The 19575-nt window shown below is 62.1% G+C and carries 7 protein-coding genes; 5 read left to right on the top strand and 2 right to left on the bottom strand.

Annotated elements, in window-relative coordinates; genetic code table 11:
- Positions 1-172 precede the first annotated feature (172 nt).
- The 5 genes from pvdM to IAE36_RS03775 all read left to right on the top strand — a co-directional run bounded on the left by pvdM (position 173) and on the right by IAE36_RS03775 (position 8116).
- Entirely contained in the window at positions 173-1525 is a 1353-nt protein-coding gene (pvdM, locus tag IAE36_RS03755) for a pyoverdine-tailoring dipeptidase-like protein PvdM (protein ID WP_201210269.1), read from the top strand.
- An 8-nt stretch (positions 1526-1533) separates the two neighbouring features.
- Positions 1534-2814, top strand: coding sequence for a pyoverdine-tailoring periplasmic protein PvdN (gene pvdN, locus IAE36_RS03760; protein ID WP_201210271.1), 1281 nt, complete (start codon positions 1534-1536; stop codon positions 2812-2814).
- Between the two features lie 82 nt (positions 2815-2896).
- Positions 2897-3763: a dihydropyoverdine dehydrogenase gene (gene pvdO, locus IAE36_RS03765; protein WP_201210307.1), complete on the top strand. Its 867-nt coding sequence runs from the start codon at positions 2897-2899 to the stop codon at positions 3761-3763.
- A gap of 113 nt (positions 3764-3876) precedes the next feature.
- Positions 3877-5538 carry a cyclic peptide export ABC transporter gene (locus tag IAE36_RS03770; RefSeq protein ID WP_201210273.1) on the top strand — a complete coding sequence of 554 codons (1662 nt, stop codon included), beginning with the start codon at positions 3877-3879 and terminating at the stop codon, positions 5536-5538.
- Between the two features lie 103 nt (positions 5539-5641).
- A complete protein-coding gene (locus IAE36_RS03775) occupies positions 5642-8116 on the top strand; it encodes a TonB-dependent siderophore receptor (RefSeq protein ID WP_201210275.1) in 2475 nt (824 codons plus the stop codon).
- Between the two features lie 198 nt (positions 8117-8314).
- On the opposite strand, the gene IAE36_RS03780 is transcribed toward IAE36_RS03775, so the two are convergent.
- Together IAE36_RS03780 and IAE36_RS23900 are read right to left on the bottom strand one after the other, a co-directional pair.
- Complete coding sequence (locus IAE36_RS03780) at positions 8315-9286, bottom strand: alpha/beta hydrolase (RefSeq protein ID WP_201210283.1); 972 nt, start codon at positions 9284-9286, stop codon at positions 8315-8317.
- 62 nt (positions 9287-9348) lie between these two features.
- A partial coding sequence (locus tag IAE36_RS23900) for a non-ribosomal peptide synthetase (protein WP_328822851.1) occupies positions 9349-19575 on the bottom strand: 10227 nt, incomplete at its 5' end.

The following is a 19575-nucleotide window of genomic DNA, read 5'->3' on the forward strand; positions in this document are numbered from 1 at the left end:
CTTCCCGTGTCCGCCATGAAGCAGGCGCTATCCCAGCAAGAACGTATGTTGCCCGGCATAATTTAGCGGCGGCGCAATACACACGCCCGCCCCGGTAAATTTCCGCCCATGCTGCTCGTCCCTCCCAGATAGCCCAAGCCCCCGGCATTCGCGGACCTGAATCGAGATGGCAATGACAAGACCTCGCTGGAAGAAAACCTTGTACATCGGCGTGCCCCTGGCCCTGCTGCTCGGCGCCGGCGGCTATCTGGCCTGGAACCAGTGGCTGAGCCCTGCGCCCCACTTTCCGCGCGAAGTGATCAAGCAAGCCGATGAATTGCAGGAGCGGCTGATTTCCTTCGACAGCCATATCACCCTGCCGATGGACTTCGGCACCTACGGCCAGGAAGCCGACAAGGATGGGGACGGCCAGTTCGACCTGGCGAAGGCCGCCAAGGGCAGGCTGTCGGGCGCGGCACTGACCATCTTCGGCTGGCCGGAAATCTGGAATGGCCCCAACGCACCGCATCGGCCGACCGCAGGCTTTCTCGATGAGGCCCGCAACCAGCAAGAAGTGCGTTACAAGATCATCTCCGGCCTCGTCCGTGATTTCCCCAACCAGGTTGGCATCGCCTACACCGCCGAAGACTTCCGCCGCCTGCACGGGGAAGGGAAGTTCGCCATTTTCATCAGCATGCTCAATGCCTACCCACTGGGGAACGACCTGAACCTGCTGGACAAGTGGGCAGCACGGGGCATGCGCATGTTCGGTTTCAGCTACATCGGCAACAACGACTGGGCCGACTCGTCCCGCCCGCTGCCGTTCTTCAATGACTCCCCCGATGCCCTGGGCGGCCTCTCACCTATTGGCAAGCAAGCCGTACAACGGCTCAACGACTTGGGGGTGATCATCGATGTCTCGCAAATGTCCACCCAGGCCCTGGAGCAGGTCAGCGCCCTGACCCGCGCGCCCATCGTCGCCTCGCACTCGGCGCCGCGGGCCATGGTCGACATTCCACGTAACCTCAGCGACCGCGAACTGCAACTGATCAAGAAAAGTGGCGGCGTGGTGCAGGTCGTCGGGTTCTCCGGCTACTTGCGGCCGCTCACGCAAAAGACCCAGGACAAGCTCAACGCGCTGCGCGCCAAGTTCGACCTGCCACCACTGCCCAACCTGGCGATGGCGCTGATGCCAGGTGACCCGATCATCGCCGCCTGGCCCGAGCAACGTTTCGGCAGCTATGCCAGCCAGCTCTACGCCATTCTCGATGAAGAGCCCAAGGCCAGCCTCAAGGACCTGGGCGATGCCATCGACTACACCGTGCGCAAGATTGGCATCGACCACGTCGGCATTGCCTCGGACTTCAACGAAGGTGGCGGCGTGCGGGGTTGGGACGATGTCAGCCAGGTACGCAACGTCACAGCCGAACTGATCCAGCGTGGCTATTCCGAAGCCGATATCGCCAAGCTCTGGGGCGGTAATTTCCTGCGTGTCTGGGCCCAGGTGGAAAAAGCCGCCAGCCCTTCCCTCTCCTCAACCCGGTAAGCGCAACCATGAGCGACCGTCGCACCTTCCTCAAACACGCCAGCCTGCTTGCCGTCGCCCTGCCCTTGGGCAGCAGCCTTGACCAGGCCTTGGCCAGCCCCGCCAGCGCGCCGAAGGCAGGTGACCGATGGGCGCAATTGCGCCAGCTGTTCAACCAGGACCCGGCGTACCTGCATCTCTCCAATTTCCTGATCACGTCCCACCCCAAGCCGGTGCAGGACGCCATCGACCGCTACCGTATCAGTCTCGATCGCAACCCAGGCCTGGTAATGGACTGGGATCGCCAGGAACCCTGGCAGCACGAAGCACGTGTGCGCGAATGGGCCGGCAAGTACCTGCAGGCACGTCCCGGCCAGATCGCCCTGACCGGCAGTACAACCGAAGGCCTGGCAGTCATCTATGGCGGTCTGCACGTGCGTCCAGACCAGGAGATCCTGACCACCGAGCACGAGCATTCTGCTGCCGAAGCGATTCTCGACTTCCGCACCCAGCGCCAGGGCACCCAGGTTCGTCGAATCCGTCTGTTCAAGGCTCCGGCCAAAGTCAGCACCGACGAGATCGTCGGTAATATCGACCGCAACATCCGCCCCAACACCCGCATCCTGGGCATGACCTGGGTGCAATCGGGCAGCGGCGTGAAGCTGCCCTTGGCCGACATCGGGGCGGTAGTCGACCGGCATAACCGCGACCGTGCAGAAGCCGATCGCATTCTTTATGTCGTCGACGGTGTACATGGCTTTGGCGTGGAAAATGTGAGCTTCCCGCAGATGAACTGCGACTATTTCATCGCCGGTACCCACAAGTGGATGTTCGGCCCGCGCGGCACCGGCATCGTCTGCGCGCGCAGCGAGCAGCTCAAGAACATCACGCCTCTGATCCCAACCTTCTCACAGGACAACGACTTCGCCACCAGCCTCACCCCTGGCGGCTACCATGCCTTCGAACATCGCTGGGCACTGGACGAGGCCTTCAAACTGCACCTGCAACTGGGCAAGGCCGACGTCCAAGGGCGTATTCACCAGCTCAACAGCTATCTCAAGCAACGCCTCAGCGAACACGCGCAGGTGGAACTGGTCACGCCACTGTCACCCGAGCACAGCGCTGGCTTCACCTTCTTCCGCGTCAAGGGCCGCGACAGCGACAAAGTCGCCGCTGCCCTGCTTCAGCGCAAAGCGATCGTCGATGCGGTGTACCGCGATGTCGGCCCGGTTGTGCGTACCGCACCGGGCCTGCTCAATGACGAGTCCGAGATTGATCGCTTCATGACCCTGCTCAGCGCCCAGCTATGACCTCCGATCACCTTGAACGAGAAGCCTCATGAATCCGACCCTGCCTACTTCCCCACATGGCCCGCTGTGCATCTTCGCCCCAATGACTTTACTCGCCCTGCTTTCCGTTGCCGTGCCGGCACAAGCCGACACACCCGCGCCGGGCACTGTCTTCAAGGACTGTGCAAAGGGTTGCCCCGAGATGGTCGTGCTGCCTACCGGTTCATTCATGATGGGCTCCCCCGACGACGAAGTCGGTCGCCAGGACGATGAAGGCCCTGTGCACCAGGTCACCTTCAGCAAACCCTTCGCCATCAGCCGCTTCCAGATCACCTTTGGCGAATGGGATGCGTTCATCAAGGCCACCGGCTACACGATGCCCAGCGGCGACGACCGCCCCGGCCGCCTGTGCCAGGCCGGCACGCCAACCCAAGGCGGCCGGCCCACCTACGGCGGCAACCACCAAGTCACCAGCAAACACCCGGCCGTCTGCATGAACCTCAAGGAGGTCCAGGCCTACGTCGCCTGGCTGTCGAAAAAAACCGGCAAGCAGTACCGGCTGACCAGTGAATCGATCCGTGAGTATGCCGCCCGCGCTGGCAGCACCGGCCCTTTCCCGTTCCCCTTCGATGAGGGCAAGGAGTACAGCATCGCCAAGCACGCCAACACCTACGGCCCGACCGACGGCTACAGCTACACCGCGCCGGTGGGCAGCTTCCCGGCCAACGCCTTTGGTGTGTATGACATGCACGGCAACGTCTACGAATGGACTGCCGACTGCAAGCACGACAACTATGTCGGTGCGCCGACCGACGGCAGCCCCTGGGTGGAAAAAGACTGCAAGTTCCAGAGCATTCGTGGCAACGACTACGGTGAAGCCCCTGTGTTCTCCCGCTCCGCCAACCGCAACGACCTCTATCCCAACGAGCGCGGCGACTGGATCGGGTTTCGTGTAGTGCGCGACTTGTAACCGACCAACCCGGCCCTGTCGCGGCGACAGGGCCTGCCAGCCCGCTAAATTACCCCCTCTATCAGTCGTTCTACAGGGAGCCTTAGCCACTTCCACAAGCGGACCCCTGCCCCATGACTCAGCCACCCCGAGGCGCGCTCAATGAGCTATTCGCCCTGTTAAAACCCTTTCGGGCCATCGTCATCACATCCATCCTGCTGGGTATGGTCGGTGGCCTGAGCGTTACCCTGCTTCTCGCCACCATCAACAGCACCCTGCATTCGGAAAGCGGCCTCACACAAAACGTGGTCGCATTGTTCGCCGCCTTGTGCCTGCTGGCCCTGACCAGTTCAATCCTGTCCGACATCGGCACCAACTACGTCGGCCAGCACATCATCGCCACATTGCGAAAACAATTGGGCGAGAAGGTGCTCTCCGCCCCGATCAGCCAGATCGAACGCTACCGTACTCACCGCCTGATCCCGGTGCTGACCCACGACGTCGACACCATCAGCGACTTTGCCTTTGCCTTCGCACCACTCGCCATTTCGCTTACGGTGACGCTGGGCTGCATGGGCTACCTGGCCATGCTGTCGCTGCCGATGTTCCTGATGATGGCAGTAGCCATTGTGATCGGCACCACGATCCAGTACATCGCTCGGGCACACGGCATTAAAGGCTTCCTTGCCGCCCGCGACGCGGAGGACGAGTTGCAGAAGCACTACAACGCCATCGCCGAGGGTGCCAAGGAACTACGCATCCACCGCCCGCGCCGGCACCGCATGTTCGTTTCAGGCATTCAGAGGACCGCCGACAGCATCTGCGCAACCCAGGTACGCTCGGTGAACATTTTCGTGGTCGCCAAAACCTTCGGCTCGATGCTTTTCTTCGTGGTGATCGGCCTGGCACTGGCCCTTCAAGCCTACTGGCCCACTGGCGATGCCGCGGTAATGAGCGGGTTCGTACTGGTGCTGCTGTACATGAAAGGCCCGCTCGAACACTTGGTTGGCACCCTGCCGATCATCAGCCGCGCGCAGATCGCCTTCCGTCGTATCGCCGAGCTGTCCGAACAGTTCTCGTCACCCGAGCCACACCTGCTGCTCAGCGCGCCAAGCGCCAAGCCCGCCCGCGTTCACAGCCTCGAACTGGACAATGTCAGTTTCAGCTTCCCGCCCGTGCCAGGGGCCGATCCGTTTCGCCTTGGCCCGGTCAACCTTCGTATCGATGAGGGTGAAATCACCTTCATTGTGGGTGAAAACGGCTGCGGCAAGACCACATTAATCAAGCTCCTGCTCGGCCTCTACACGCCGGACCAGGGCGAGATCCGCCTGAACGGCGCGACTGTGGAGGCCAGCAACCGCGATGACTACCGCCAGCTATTCACCACCATATTCGCGGACTACTACCTGTTCGACGATGTGGTCCAAGGTGACCAACGTATCCCGGAGGATGCCAACAAATACCTCGAACGCCTCGAAATCGCGCACAAGGTCAGCGTTCAAGATGGCAGTTTCACCACCACCGACCTTTCCACCGGGCAGCGTAAACGTCTGGCCTTGGTCAATGCCTGGGTGGAAGAGCGCCCTGTGCTGGTGTTCGACGAGTGGGCCGCCGACCAGGACCCCGCGTTCCGCCGGGTGTTCTACACCGAGCTGCTACCCGATCTGAAACGGCTGGGCAAAACCATCATCGTCATCTCGCACGACGACCGCTATTTCGACGTCGCAGACCAGTTGGTTCGCATGGTCCCGGGGCGCGTCGTGAGTGACCGAATCGTCTCAACCCCACAAATGTGAAAAATTCGTCAGAATTTTTTCCGGTTCCAAATGAGAAGCGCGTCACAATAGGAATCAGAACAATTCTTAAATGCAACCACAACATTTGACGGACTGTAGCGCAATGACAAGCAAGATTGACAAAGGCATTGGCAACACTCGCACTTCCTCCTCTAGCCCCTTGACCCTGCGTGCGTTGAGTGCCGCGATCATGCTGGCCTGCGCTAGCCAGGCCCATGCCGAGGCGATAAACCTCGACATCCCGGCCCAGCCCTTGGACACGGCCCTGCGTCAGCTGGGAGCGCAAACCCAGCTCCAGTTCGTGTACAGCCCCGAAATGCTGCGCGGGCTGCGCAGTAGCCCGGTGAAAGGCTCGATGGAGGCCAACGACGCCCTGGGCCAGCTGCTGCGTGGTACGGGTATTCGTTACCGCCTCGAAGGCAACACCGTGATCCTGCCACCACCGTCCGAGCGTGACAGCTCCAGTGTGCAACTGGATGAAACTTCGGTAACCGCCAACACCTTGGGAGCCAGCACGGAAGGTACCAGTTCCTACACCACCGGTACCGCGAGCATCGGTGGCAAGACTCAGAAAACCCTGCGTGAAACGCCGCAGTCGGTTTCGGTCATGACCAAGCAGCGCATCGAAGACCAGAACCTCACCAGCCTGACCCAGGTGCTGGACCAGACCACCGGCATCACGGTAGTGGGCGGCAATGACTCCAAGAACGAGTTCTACTCGCGCGGTTTCGTCATTCGCAGCATCCAGACCGACGGTGGCGCGCCGATGTTTCGCAACGAAACCTTCGACACAGTGCCGGACATGACCGCCTATGACCATGTTGAAGTCCTGCGCGGTGCCGATGGGCTCTTCGGCGGGACCGGCGACCCAGGTGGTAGCATCAACCTGGTACGCAAGCGTGCGCTGCCCTACAACCAGTTGAAAATCAGCCAGTCGGCAGGTAGCTGGGACAATTACCGTACCGAGATCGACTTGACCGGCCCGCTGGCCTTCGACGGGGCCCTTCGCGGCCGTGTGGCGATGTCGTACGAAGACAAGGACTACTTCTACGATCGCGCCGACAGCGAAAAGCACGTCATTTTCGGCACCCTGGAAGCAGACCTGACCCCAGATACCCTGCTCACGGTAGGTGGCTCCTACGAATGGCGTGACATGGACGGTTATTGGGACCGTGGCCTGGTGCGCTACAAGGATGGCACCGCGATCAGCACCTCGCGCAGCAAATCGCTGGCCGCTGGCTGGTCGTCGAACAACTACAAACGCACTGAATACTTTGCCAAGGTCGAACACGCCCTTGACGAGAACTGGAAGGTCAATACCAGCTACACCAAGACCAAGTTCGACTCCACCCAGGATATCGGCGAAGTGGCTTGGGCAGCTGACCCGGAAAACCCGCGTTCTGCCGACGGTTCGGTGTTCGGTCGCCTGATACGTGGCTACACCAACGAGCAAGACCTGTTCGATGCCAACGTTTCCGGTAAATTCCAGGCGTTTGGCCTGACCCATGAGCTGCTCATCGGTGCCGACTATTCGGAAGTGTCCCGCACCTACTCCGATCACAGCGATGCCACCGTGCCATTCGATGTCCTCAACGACAATGCAGGTTCAATCGCCAAACCTGCCAAACCGGATATCTATTACTACAACCCGGATTGGAACCAGCGCAAATCCGGCGCCTATGCCAGCTTCAAGGCGCAACTGGCCGAGCCACTGCACCTGACAGTGGGCGCCCGTTACTCGGACTACCGTGACTACGTCCGGACCGTGGTTCCTCGCTTCAACATGGATACGCCAGTCAAGGAAAGCAACCGCGGCGAGGTCACGCCCTTTGGCGCCTTGGTCCTGGACGTGACAGACCAATGGTCGCTGTACACCAGCTACGCCAAGATCTTCAACCCACAAACTGCCTACAAGTCGATAGACGCACATCCCCTGGATCCCATCGAGGGTGAAACCTACGAATTCGGTACCAAAGGCGAGCTCCTCGGTGGCCGCCTGAATGTTTCCTCGGCGCTGTACTACACCAAGCGCGAAAACGAAGCGGTCAGCGTGGGCGGCGGGTACTACGCCGCGCTCGGGGAAGTGGTGAGCAAGGGTATCGACACCGAGATATCGGGTGAGCTGGCGCCAGGCTGGCAGGCGATTGTGGGTTACACGTTGAATATCAACAAACAGCGCACAGCGGGCAACCCAAACAACAACGGCAAACCGATGAGTTCACAGACGCCCAAGCATCTGTTCAAGTTCTTCACCACCTATCAGCTGCCGGGTGAGTTCGATCGCTGGAAAGTCGGCCTCGGTGCGACCATTCAGAGCGATACCTACAAAAGCGGTACCGTGCAACGCCGTATGCCTGACGGCAGCTTGAAAGAAGGTGAAACCTACGCCTTCGAGCAAGCGGGTTATGCAGTCTGGAACAGCTTGGTCGAGTACAAGATAGACGACCACTGGACGGCCCAGGTCAATGCCAACAACATCTTCGACAAGACCTACTATCAGACGGTTGACGCAAGCGACGGCGGCAACTGGTACGGCGCACCCCGTAACTACATGCTGACCCTGCGCGGCACTTTCTGATGCACTTTCCGGGCATGGCGGCCACCGCCATGCCCGCTTCTTACTCGTCACCGGGCCGTGAGGCGGCTCGATGTGCGAACCACCTCAGAAGCCGAGCCAGACACCTGATAGCCCTTGACCGAGCTGCCGGGCAGTCCATCGCCGCTAGGCATGAAGAACAAAAAAGGCCGCATGGCGGCCTTCGAACAGCATCCTGCCTCACCTCGCCTGCTTGTCCAGCATTTCCCGAAGCCGATCGGCCAGCGCCTGGTGGATCTCACCAATGCCTGCCACCACCGAACGCAGCCGTAACAAATCGTGGGTGAGCCCTTCGTATTCGACAACCGCAACCTCTACGCCCTGCTCCTGCAGTCGTGCAACATACTCACGGCCTTCATCAAGCAATGGATCGAATTCTGCCAATACCACCAGCGCTGGCGCCACACCGGCCAGGTTCGGCGTCAGCAATGGCGAAAAGCGCCAATCTTCCCGGTCCTGCGGCGTATTGGCGTACTGCGTGTAGAACCACTCTAGGGTATCGCTTTCCAGCAGGTAGCCTTCGGCGAACAACTCCATCGACACACTGCGCCGTGAAGCATCGGTCATCGGGTAGCAAAGCATCTGCACCATTGGCCGGATGGCAACTTCATGGCTGTGATGAACGGCCTGGGTCGCCAGCGTGGTGGCCAGCGATGCCCCCACGCTGTCACCGGCGAAGATCACCCGCTGGCGGTCCAGGCCCAGTCTCGGCGCCTGCTCATGCAGCCAGGCCAAGGCATCGGCACAGTCATGCAGGGCAGTAGGGAACTTGTGCTCCGGTGCCCGGCGATACCCTACCGACACTACAGCGCAGGGCGTTCTGGAGCAGAATTCGCGGCACACACCATCATGCGAATCAATACTGCCCACCACATAACCACCACCGTGGAAGTAGACCATCAACGGCAACGTCCCAGGAGCATGGCCGCGAGGCAGATAGAGGCGCAACGGCAGTGGCCGGCCATCCCGGCCCTGCGCATCTATGTCCTGCCAGTCGATGTCTTGTGGGGCTGCCCAGGCCAACTGTTGCGTGGTCTGTTCGAACAAGGCCCGCGCCTGCTGCGCAGTCGATTCATGGAACGGTACCGACCCGCCTGCCGCACTGTCGTCAGCCAGGTCGAGAAAGGCTTCCAGTTCGGGATGCAATGCCATCTACGGCACTCCTTGAAAAAAAGGGGCGAGCCAAGCTCGCCAGGTAAGTCGTCAACCGGCGATCAGGCCAGTGCTTCATCCATGCAATGGGCCACCAGCGCCTCCAGTTCGCCCTGAAGCTCGGCCATCAGCCACTCGATGGTCTGTGGCCGGTAGCGGCGCTTGCTGAACAGGCAACGCAAGGTCATCTGGCCATCGAACACCTGGCCAACGATTTCCAGCCAGTTGCCCAGCGGCGCCTTGCGGCTGTAGCACTGGCCAGCCCCCTCCTCGGCGGGCACCAGCAAGGCCTCGTCGTCAAAGCTTTGGTCAAACTGGCCCATGTAGTTGAAGGTCACCCGTGCCTGTGGCAACCGCTGCAGACGCTCGCACACCGAGGGTTCGGCCAAGTGGCGCAATACGCCATAGCCCAGGCCTTTGTTGGGCAACGCCGCCAGCTGAGCCTTCACGGCCTGGATGGATTGACCGACGTCGGCATCCACACCGGGCTCCAGGCGAATCGGGTACATGCTGGTGAACCACCCCACGGTCCGCGACAACTCGACCTCGTCGAACAGGTCTTCACGGCCATGTCCCTCGAACTGGATCAACACGCTCGATTGCGCGCTCCAGCGGCAAAGTACGCGGCTGAGTGCGGCTAGCAGCACATCGTTGATCTGGGTCTGGTAAACCACCGGCACGCGTTTGAGCAATTGCGAAGTGCAGCTCTGCGACAGGGTTACCGGCAGGCCCACCAAGTGCTCCACCAGGTCCTTGCCACGTGGGTTGTCGTATGGCAAGTCGACGCTCGGCTGGTCCAACTGCTGCAACCACCAGTCCAGTTCGCGTTCGACCAGTACCGGCGCATGATCCCGTAGCCGCTCGACCCAGGCCCTGTAACTGCTGCTGCGTAGCGGCAGGTTGACCTCGCGGCCCTCGCAGAGGGCTTGGTAGGCCTGTTGCAGGTCTTGCAGCAGGATGCGCCACGAGACGGTGTCTATCACCAGGTGGTGGACCGCCAGCAGCAAGCGGCTTTCGCCATTGTCCAGCACGAAATGCACCACGCGCATCACCGGCCCTGTTTCCAGGTTCAGGCTGCGTTGCGCCCAGTCGGCGAACTCGGCCACCTTCTGGTCGTCGGCGGCCGTGTGGTGCAGCAGGTGGTCTGCCGGGTCCAGTTCACCGACCGCGGCATATTGCTGGTACCAGCGGCCGTTTTCCTTGCGGAACCGCAGACGCAGCGCGTCGTGCTGCTGCAGCAGCAAGCCCAGTGCCTGCTGCAGGCGATCGTGATTCAGTGGCTGACGAGCGCGCAACAAGATGCCCTGGTTATAGTGGTGTTTCTCCTGCATATCCTGTTCGAAGAACCATTCCTGGATCGGCAGCAAGCTGAACAACCCTTCGCTGGCCAACTGGGTCAAATCCTCGCCCTGGCGTTGCGTGCCAGCCGGCTTCTGCTCGAACAGCCCTTTGATGGTCTGGTAGCGCATCAAGTCGCGCAACTTCAGGTCCATGTGCAGCTCGGGGTGGTTACGCACCCGGGAAATCACCTGCAGGCTCAGGATCGAATCGCCGCCCAGTTCGAAGAAATTGTCGGTCAGGCCGACCTTGTCCACCTGCAACACCTGCGCCCAGATCTGCGCCATCCACCGCTCGGCGTCAGTGCCGGGTGCCACATACGTGCCACTTTCAAACTGCGGGTCGGGTAAGGCCTTGCGGTCGAGCTTGCCGTTGGGCGTGAGCGGGAAGCTGACCAGGCTGATCACCTGTACCGGCACCATGTGCTCGGGCAGGCTCTGGCGCAGCCCCGCACGCAGCCGCTCACTGCACTCCTGGCCACCGTCGGTGATCACATAGCCCACCAGTTGCTTGCTCGACGGGCCATCCCGTACTACCACGAGCGCATCGCGTACACCGTCCTGCTGGCGCAGGCTAGCCTCGATCTCGCCCAGTTCAATACGGAAGCCGCGGATCTTCACCTGGTGGTCGATACGACCGACGTAGTCCAGCACACCGCTTCGGCGCAGGCGAACCAGGTCTCCGGAGCGATATACCCGTGCGCCAGGCGCACCATGAGGGTCAGGCACGAAACGTTCGGCGGTCAGGGAAGGCTGGCGATAGTAACCACGGGCCAGGGCCTGGCCACCGATGTACAACTCGCCTGCAAGACCGCGCGGCAACAGCTCCAGGTCATCGTCCAGGACGTAGAGGCTGCGCGCCCCCACTGCTCGGCCAATCGGCGCATAGGCGGCTTCGCACTGGGCAGAGGCCTTGGTCTTCCACAACACCGGCGTGACCACGGTTTCGGTCGGGCCGTAGCCATTGGTGAAATACTGTGGGCGCAAGGTGTTCTTGACCAACTCGAACGTCTGCTCGGGTACCGCGTCACCGCCGAAGCAGTAGATACGCACTGGCGGCGGTGCCACGCCACTTTCGCGTACGTAGTCGGCCAGTTGCTTCAGATAGGCCGGCGGGAAGCAAGCTATGGTCACTGCCTGCTCGGCAAGTACCCGATGGGTTTGCTCCGGTGTCCACAGTTCCTCGTCACGAATCACCAGGCGACCGCCACTGTAGAGCATGGTCAGCCAGCGCTCATGGGCACCATCGAAGGCGAACGACATGAAGTGCAGCTCGCAGGCGCTGCTATCCATTTCGTACAGCTCGGCGATGGCCTGGCAATGCCCACTCAGCGGCCCCTGGGGCACCGCTACGCCTTTCGGCCGGCCCGTGGAACCAGAGGTATACACCAGGTAGGCCAAGGTGTCCGGCCCGACAGCGCTGGCCGGTGCCGACGCCGGATAGGCCGTCAGGTCCAGGCGATCCAGCTCGATAGCGAGTACCCCGTCCGGTACCGGCAAGCGGGCTGTGAGCGTGCTATGGCACACCAGCAACGACATGGCGCAGTCCTGCATCATGTAGGCCAGCCGCTCCGCAGGGTAGGCGATGTCCAGCGGCACATAGGCCGAGCCACTCTTGAGCACTGCGAGGAAGGCCACAATCGTGTCCACCGAACGTGGCATGGCCACGCCGACCAGTACCTCCGGCCCCGCCCCTCGAGCCATCAAGGCATGGGCCAGGCGGTTGGCGCGTACCTCCAGGTCGCCGTAGCTCAACGACTTGCCCGCACACTGCACGGCAATCGCTTGCGGGCGCTCGATGGCATGGCGCTGGATGAGGGCAGGCAGCAACTGCGGCAAGGCTCCGGTACCGGACTCGCGGCTCCAGGCCAACAGGTCGTGGCGCTCTTCTGCCGCCAGGCGCTGCAAGCTGCCCAGTGCCTGCCCCGCGCCAGCAAGCATGGCATCAAGGGTTACCTCCATGCAGTGGCGAATCTGCTCTACCGCAGCTTCGGAGAACGCTTCCAGCATGTACATGTACTCGATGCTCAGGCGCTCGCCGACCATCACTGCCAAGTCCATCGGGAAGTTGGTCACACCGTGGTTGTTCGACTGGCCAAAGCTCAGGCCGGTGTCGGATTCCTCGTTCAGACGTTCGTCGATCGGGTAGTTCTCGAACACGATGATGCTGTCGAACAGCCCCTGGCCACCGTGCCCCGACCAGCGCTGGATATCTGCCAACGGCGCATGGGCGTTGTCGCGAATATCCAGGTTGTAGGCCTGCAACTGCAGCAACCACTCGGCCAGCGGCTGGCTCGGTTCCAGGGTCTGGATCACCGGCAAGGTGTTGATGAACAGGCCCAGCATATTGTCGGCCCCAGCCAGGCTTTGCGGCCTGCCGGCCACAGTGGCCCCGAAAGTGACTGTGCGTTGCCCGGTGAAACGCTGCAACACCATCAGCCAAGCGCCTTGCACCAAGGTGTTGAGGGTAATTCGCTGCTGGCGGCACCAGGCCTGCATCGCTGCGGTCTGCTGCGCATCCCAGCAGGAGTAAAGGGCGCGGTGACCGGTTTCAGTGGCGTCGTGACGAGGGTGCATCGCCTGGCTCAGCGAAGTCGGCTGGTCCAGCTGCGCGAGGCGCTGTGCCCAGAACCCACGCAAGGCCTGGTGGTCCTGCTGTGCCAACCAGGCGATGAAATCACGGTAACGCCCAACGTCACCGGCTACCTGGCCATTGGCATAATGCTGCAGCACCTCACCGAACAGTCGCGACTGGCTCCAGCCGTCCATCAAGATATGGTGGCTTGTCCAGATCAGTTGGTAACGCTGCTCGTCCAGGCGCACGAGCACCAAACGTTGCAGAGGCGCCTGGCTAAGCTCGAAGCCCCGGCCGATTTGCACCTGCGCCAGTGTCTGCAGGCGCTGCTCCTGATCAGGCTGGCCACGCCAGTCTTGCATATCCATGACCAGTTCGACCTGGCGATGCACCACCTGGAATGGCTTGGCCAGGTCGCCCTGCCAGTGGAAGCTGCTACGCAGGATGTCGTGGCGCTCGCTGACGAAATGCCAGGCCGCCAGAAGGCGTTGCGGGTCGACACCTTCAATCGGCAGGCTGACCTGGTTGATGTACAGCCCTGCCTCATTGTCGCTGGCCGAGTGGAACAGCATGCCCTCCTGCATCGGCGAAAGCGCGTAGATGTCTTCGACATCGTCCGCCGGTACAGCCAGGCAATCCAGATCAGCCTGGGACAGACGCGCCAGCGGGAAGTCGACAGGCGCGAGTGCCGGCATGCCCAGGCAGTGTTCGATCAGCTCACCAAGGCAACGCTGGTAACGATCAACAAACGTTTCGTCACAGGCCACATTGTAGGCACTGAAATGCAGCACCTCGCCAGCGTCCAACAGATGAATCGTAAGCCCGTCGCGTGGCAGCGCCAGTGGTTCGGCAGCGAAGTTGAACCCTACCGTCGGCTGTACCAACGCATTGAGCGCTTCGACAACCGAGCGCTCCTGCGAACGCTGCAGCGCGACGAAGCTTTGACCGGCATCGGCCACCGCGCGCACCTGTTCCTTCACCTGCTGGATCGCCACCCCGGGCTCAGCATCGACCGCGAGGCGCAACGGGAAACTGGCACCGCCGATGCGCCCATCGCTGCGGAACAAGTCATTGGGCGACGCTGCGTTCACGCTCACCAATACGCTTGGCAGGGTCAGGGCCAACGCCGTCAGCATCAGTTCTTGCGGTGCGCATCGGTAAGCACGCGCAGCCAGTTCCAAGGCCTGTACATCTAGGCTCACCTGCTGTTGCCAGGTGCCGGTGGCGGGTTCGCCATGCCCCAGTGCCGTGACACCGGCCGCACATTGACGTTGCCAGAACGCCAATTGCTGCTGTTGCGCCTGCCGATCGACATCGCTGCCAATTGGTGCCTGGGCATCCTGCGCTGCAATCGCCGCAGCCAGGTTGCGAACGCTTTGCTGTTCGAACAACTGCTTGGGGGTAACGGCCACACCGGCCTGCGCCGCCAGGCGCACCACCTGGATCGAAACAATCGAGTCGCCGCCGAGCTCGAAGAAGTTGTCGCGCACACCTATGTGCTCCAGGCCCAGCACCTGCTGCCAGATGTCTACCAGGGTTTGCTCGAGGGCGCTGGCCGGGGCCTCATAGGCCTTTTGCATCTGAGCCGCATCCGGTACCGGCAACGCCTTGCGATCAAGCTTGCCATTGGGGGTCAGTGGCAGGCCGGGTAATACGACCAGATAAGCCGGCACCATGTACTCCGGCAAATGCATCTTAAGCGCGACCCGCAGCTGCTCGCGCCAGGCATCCTGCTCCACCGGCACCTCGCTGGGCACCAGATAGGCAGCAAGCTGTGGGCCATTGCCGCCATCCACCGCCACCACGGCCGCTTCGCGCATACCTGGTAACGCCAGCAGGCGAGACTCGATTTCCCCCAGTTCAACACGGAAACCGCGGATCTTCACTTGGTGGTCGATACGCCCCGCATACTCCAGCAACTCGCCCGGCTGGTAACGTGCCAGGTCGCCAGTGCGATACATTCGCTCACCGGCACCCGCGTGCGGGTTGGGAACGAAGCGCTCGGCGGTAAGGCCCGGGCGCATCAGATAGCCACGGGTAATACCGTCACCGGCCAGGTACAGCTCGGCCGCCACGCCCTCGGGCACCGCTTGCAACTGCGTATCGAGCAGGTAACCGGCGGTATTGTGCAACGGCCGGCCAATATTGGCCGTTCCAGCGGGCTCACGGCGGGTCCAGGTCGAATAGGTAGTATCTTCCGAGGGGCCATACAGGTCATAGACATGCTCGATGCCAGCCTGGCTGTACAGCGCATCGACAACCTGCTGCTTCAGTGGCTCACCCGCCAGGTTGACGATCCGCACGCCAGGCGGAATCTGCCCGGCACGGTGCAGTGCAGCGATTGCCGAGGGCACAGTGTTGATCAGCCGCACCTGGTCGGCCTGAGGCAACTCCGGCAATTGCAGAGCATTGCGCGCCAGGATGATGGAACCGCCACACGCCAGGGTGACGAACAGTTCCCACACCGACAGGTCGAAGCAGATCGAGGTCGAGGCCAGTACACCCTGAAGGTCGTCCTGGCTGTACACTTGGCGCGTCCAGGCGATCAATGCTGCGACATTGCGGTGGGCGATGGCCACACCCTTGGGCAGCCCGGTGGAGCCAGAGGTGTAAATTACATAAGCCAGGTTATCAGCATGAATGGCCACGCGAGGGCATTCAGTCGGGTACCGCGCCAGGCTGGGCTCATCGGCTTCCACCAGCACGATGTGCTCGCAAGCCTGGCTGGGCAAGCCCGGTAACAGCGTCGCCTGGGTCAACAGCACCAAAGCGCGGCTGTCCTGCAACATGTAGGCAACCCGGTCGCTTGGGTAGTCCGGGTCCAACGGCACATAGGCCCCCCCCGCTTTGAGCACTGCCAGCAACGCCACCAGCATGTCGCAGGTACGCGTCATGGCCACGCCCACCCTCACCTCCGGGCCGACGCCCAGCTCGATCAGCCGATGGCCCAGGCGGTTGGCGCGAGCATCGAGCTCGGCATAGCTGACCTGCTCGGTGCCGGCCTGCAACGCAATCTTGTCGGGCGTACTGCGAACCTGCTGGCCAATCTGCTCGTGGATGCACAGCTCTCGTGGGTATGCCAAGGCCTTGGCATTGCATTCATGCAACAGCCTGCGCTGTTCGTCATCAAGCAGCATCTGCAATTCGCCCAGCGGTTTGTCCGCTGCCTGGGGTATTTGCGCCAGTAACTGCTGGAGATGACGCCCGAAGCGGGCCACGATGGCATCGCTGAAGTGCTCGCGGGCGTAATTGAAGTGCAGTGCCAGGTTGCTGCCCAGGCCTACCGACAGCGTCAGCGGGTAGTTGGTCTGCTCGCGGGTGCTTAGCGCGCCAAAGCGTAACTCATCGCGCTCCTCTTCCTGCAGGGCTTCTGATATCGGGTAGTTCTCGAACACCAGCAAGGTGTCGAACAACGCATCGTTGCCGTGCCCAGACCAGCGCTGCACCTCGAACAGCGGGGTGTGCTCGTGCTCGCGCAGGGCCAGGTTCTGAGCCTGCAGTGCCTGCAACCAGTCACCCAGCAGGCGCTCGGGGCCGACCGGGCTGATGACCGGCAAGGTGTTGATGAACAGGCCAATCTGCTGCTCCACACCCTTGAGGTCTGCCGGGCGCCCGGAAACGGTCGCCCCGAAGCAAAGGGTGGCCTGGCCGGTGTAGCGTTGCAGCAGTAACAGCCAGGCGGCCTGCATCAAGGTGTTGACCGTCACCTTCTGCTCACGGGCGAACTCGCTCAGGCGTGCCGCATCGACATTCAGGTACAAGTCCCCCTGGCCTTGCTCACGGGACACCTGGCCAATGGCGCTGGCCAGCCGGGTGGGCTGTTCGAGGCCGGCCAGTTGCTGCGTCCAAAAGGCCTCGTTGGCCGCGCTGTCCTGGCGCTGCAACCACTCGATATAGTCCCGATAAGGACCTGCCTGGGCAACCGCCTGGCCGTGGTAGCGTTGCAACACCTCCCCCATCAACTGCGAATTGCTCCAGCCATCCATGAGGATGTGGTGGTGGGTGTACAGCAGGTGATGCCGGTTCTCGCCAACGTGCACCAGCACCAGGCGCAGCAGTGGCGCACGGTCGAGTTCGAAACCTTGCTGCTGTTCGTCGGCCAGTTGTGCCAGCGCCTGCTCCAGGTCCTCGCGCCCCAGCCAGTCGATCACCTGGAACGGTACCGTCAGCTGGCGCTGAACCAGTTGTAACGGCTGTACCAGCTCACCTTCCCACAGGAACGCGGTACGTAGAATGTCATGGGCATCCACGGTCGCCTGCCAGGCCTGGCGGAAGCGTTCGACATCCAGGCCTTGCACATCCAGGCGCATCTGGTTGATGTAATGCCCTATACGGCTTTCGTAAAGGCTGTGGAACAGCATGCCATGCTGCATCGGCGACAGCGGATACAGGTTCTCGATCTGCCCCGCAGGCCAGGGCAATGCGTCCAACCAGGCCTGTGACAGCTCGGCCAGCGGGAAGTCCGAAGGTGTAACACCCTGTGTGCCCGGCTCGCAGCAGTGGGCGATCAACGCCTGAAGTTCGGTGATATAGGCATCGGCCAGCCCCTGGACAGTGGCCTCGTCAAACATCGCCTGGCTGTAGGTCCAGGTAACTCGCAGTTCACCGCCATACACCTGGCTGTTGAGTGTCAACCAGTTGCCCAGAGGAGCCAGCGGGCTTTGTTCACGGCCGGCACTTTCGCCGGCGGGCGTCAGCAGTGCTCCGGCATCGCGATCGAACGCGCCATCGAACTGACCCAAGTAGTTGAATGTGATGCGCGGCGTTGGCAGTGCCTGCAGTGCCTGGCGGGTATCCTCGTCGCCCAGGTAGCGAAGCACGCCGAAACCTATGCCCTTGTCCGGTATCGCTCTCAGTTGTTCCTTGATCCGCTTGATCGAGGCGCCAGGCTGCGCGCATGGCGACAAGCGCACCGGGAACAGGCTGGTGAACCAGCCAACGGTCCGTGTCAGGTCGAGGTTATCGAAAAGATCCTCGCGGCCATGGCCTTCCAGTTGCACCAGCACGTCGTCCGACCCGGCCCAGCGCCCGATCACCATGGCCAGTGCCGTCAGCAGCAGGTCATTGATCTGGGTGCGATAGGCCACCGGCGCTTCCTGGAGCAACCGGCGGGTATGAGCCTTGTCGAGGCTGCCACGCACCACGGCCGCGTAGCGGTTCTGCAACGCGCCCTCCGGGCGGTCACACGGCAACGTAGCACTAATCCCTTGCAGTGTACGCTGCCAATAGGCCAGCTCCGGCTGGCGTGCCGGCTCGCTGGCGTAGGCTTGCAGGCGCTCGCCCCAGGCCTTGAAGGCGCTAGTCTTGGGGGCAAGCTCGATGCGTTCGCCTCGCGCCGTTTGCTCATAAGCCTTTTGCAGGTCTTCGAACAGCACCCGCCAGGACACGCCATCGACCACCAGGTGATGGATCACCATCAGCAGGCGCTGGGTGCCATCCTCCAGATCCACCAACACTGCCTTGAGCAGCGGACCCTGGGCCAGGTCAAGACTGCGCTGGGTCTGTTCGGCAAGGGCTTCCAGGGCGTCGGCGTCAGTCACACTGGCAGTCTGCAGCAGCGGGTGCTGGCCTTGCTCGGCGATAGTGCGGTGCTGCGCCTGCCAGGTGCCGGCCTGTTGGACGAAGCTCAGGCGCAGGGCATCATGATGGGCAACCAACGCCTGCAGCACTTGCTCAAGCCTGGCAGGCTCAAGACGTCGTTCGGCTTTGAGCAGGACCGACTGGTTCCAGTGATGACGGTCATGCTCAACGGTCTCGAAGAACACGTGCTGGAATGGCAACAACGGCGCAGCCCCCGTCACCGGCCCCTGGTCGATCAGCAGCCCTTCACCGCCCTGACGGGCGACGCTGGCCAAGGCCTGGACACTCTGGTGCTGGAACAACTCCTTGGGCGTGAAGCGAATGCCGAGCTGACGCGCCCGGCTAACCACCTGGATGGAAATGATCGAGTCGCCACCCAGTTCGAAAAAATTGTCGTTCACGCCGACCTGCTCGACTTTCAGTACGTCCTGCCACACCTGGGCGATCCGCGCTTCCAGTTCGGTACGTGGCGCCACATAGGCACGTTGGGTCGACGTTGCGTCAGGCTTGGGCAGCGCCTTGCGTTCAAGCTTGCCATTGGGGCTCAGGGGCAGCGACGCCAGCAGCATGAGGTGGTGCGGAACCATGAATTCCGGCAAGTGCACCTTCAACTGCGCCTTCAGGGTTTCGCGCAGGGCCTGCTGGGCCTCGGCACCAGCCTGCACCAGCGCCTTGTCGGTAGGCACCAGGTACGCCACCAGCTGCAGGCTGCCGCCGACGTCCACCGCCAACACCGCCGCTTCACACACTTCGGCCTGCTCCAGCAGGCGCGCTTCGATCTCGCCCAGCTCGATACG

Origin of the sequence: Pseudomonas sp. S36 (assembly GCF_016647875.1) — a bacterium.
GTDB classification, from domain to species: Bacteria; Pseudomonadota; Gammaproteobacteria; order Pseudomonadales; family Pseudomonadaceae; genus Aquipseudomonas; species Aquipseudomonas parafulva.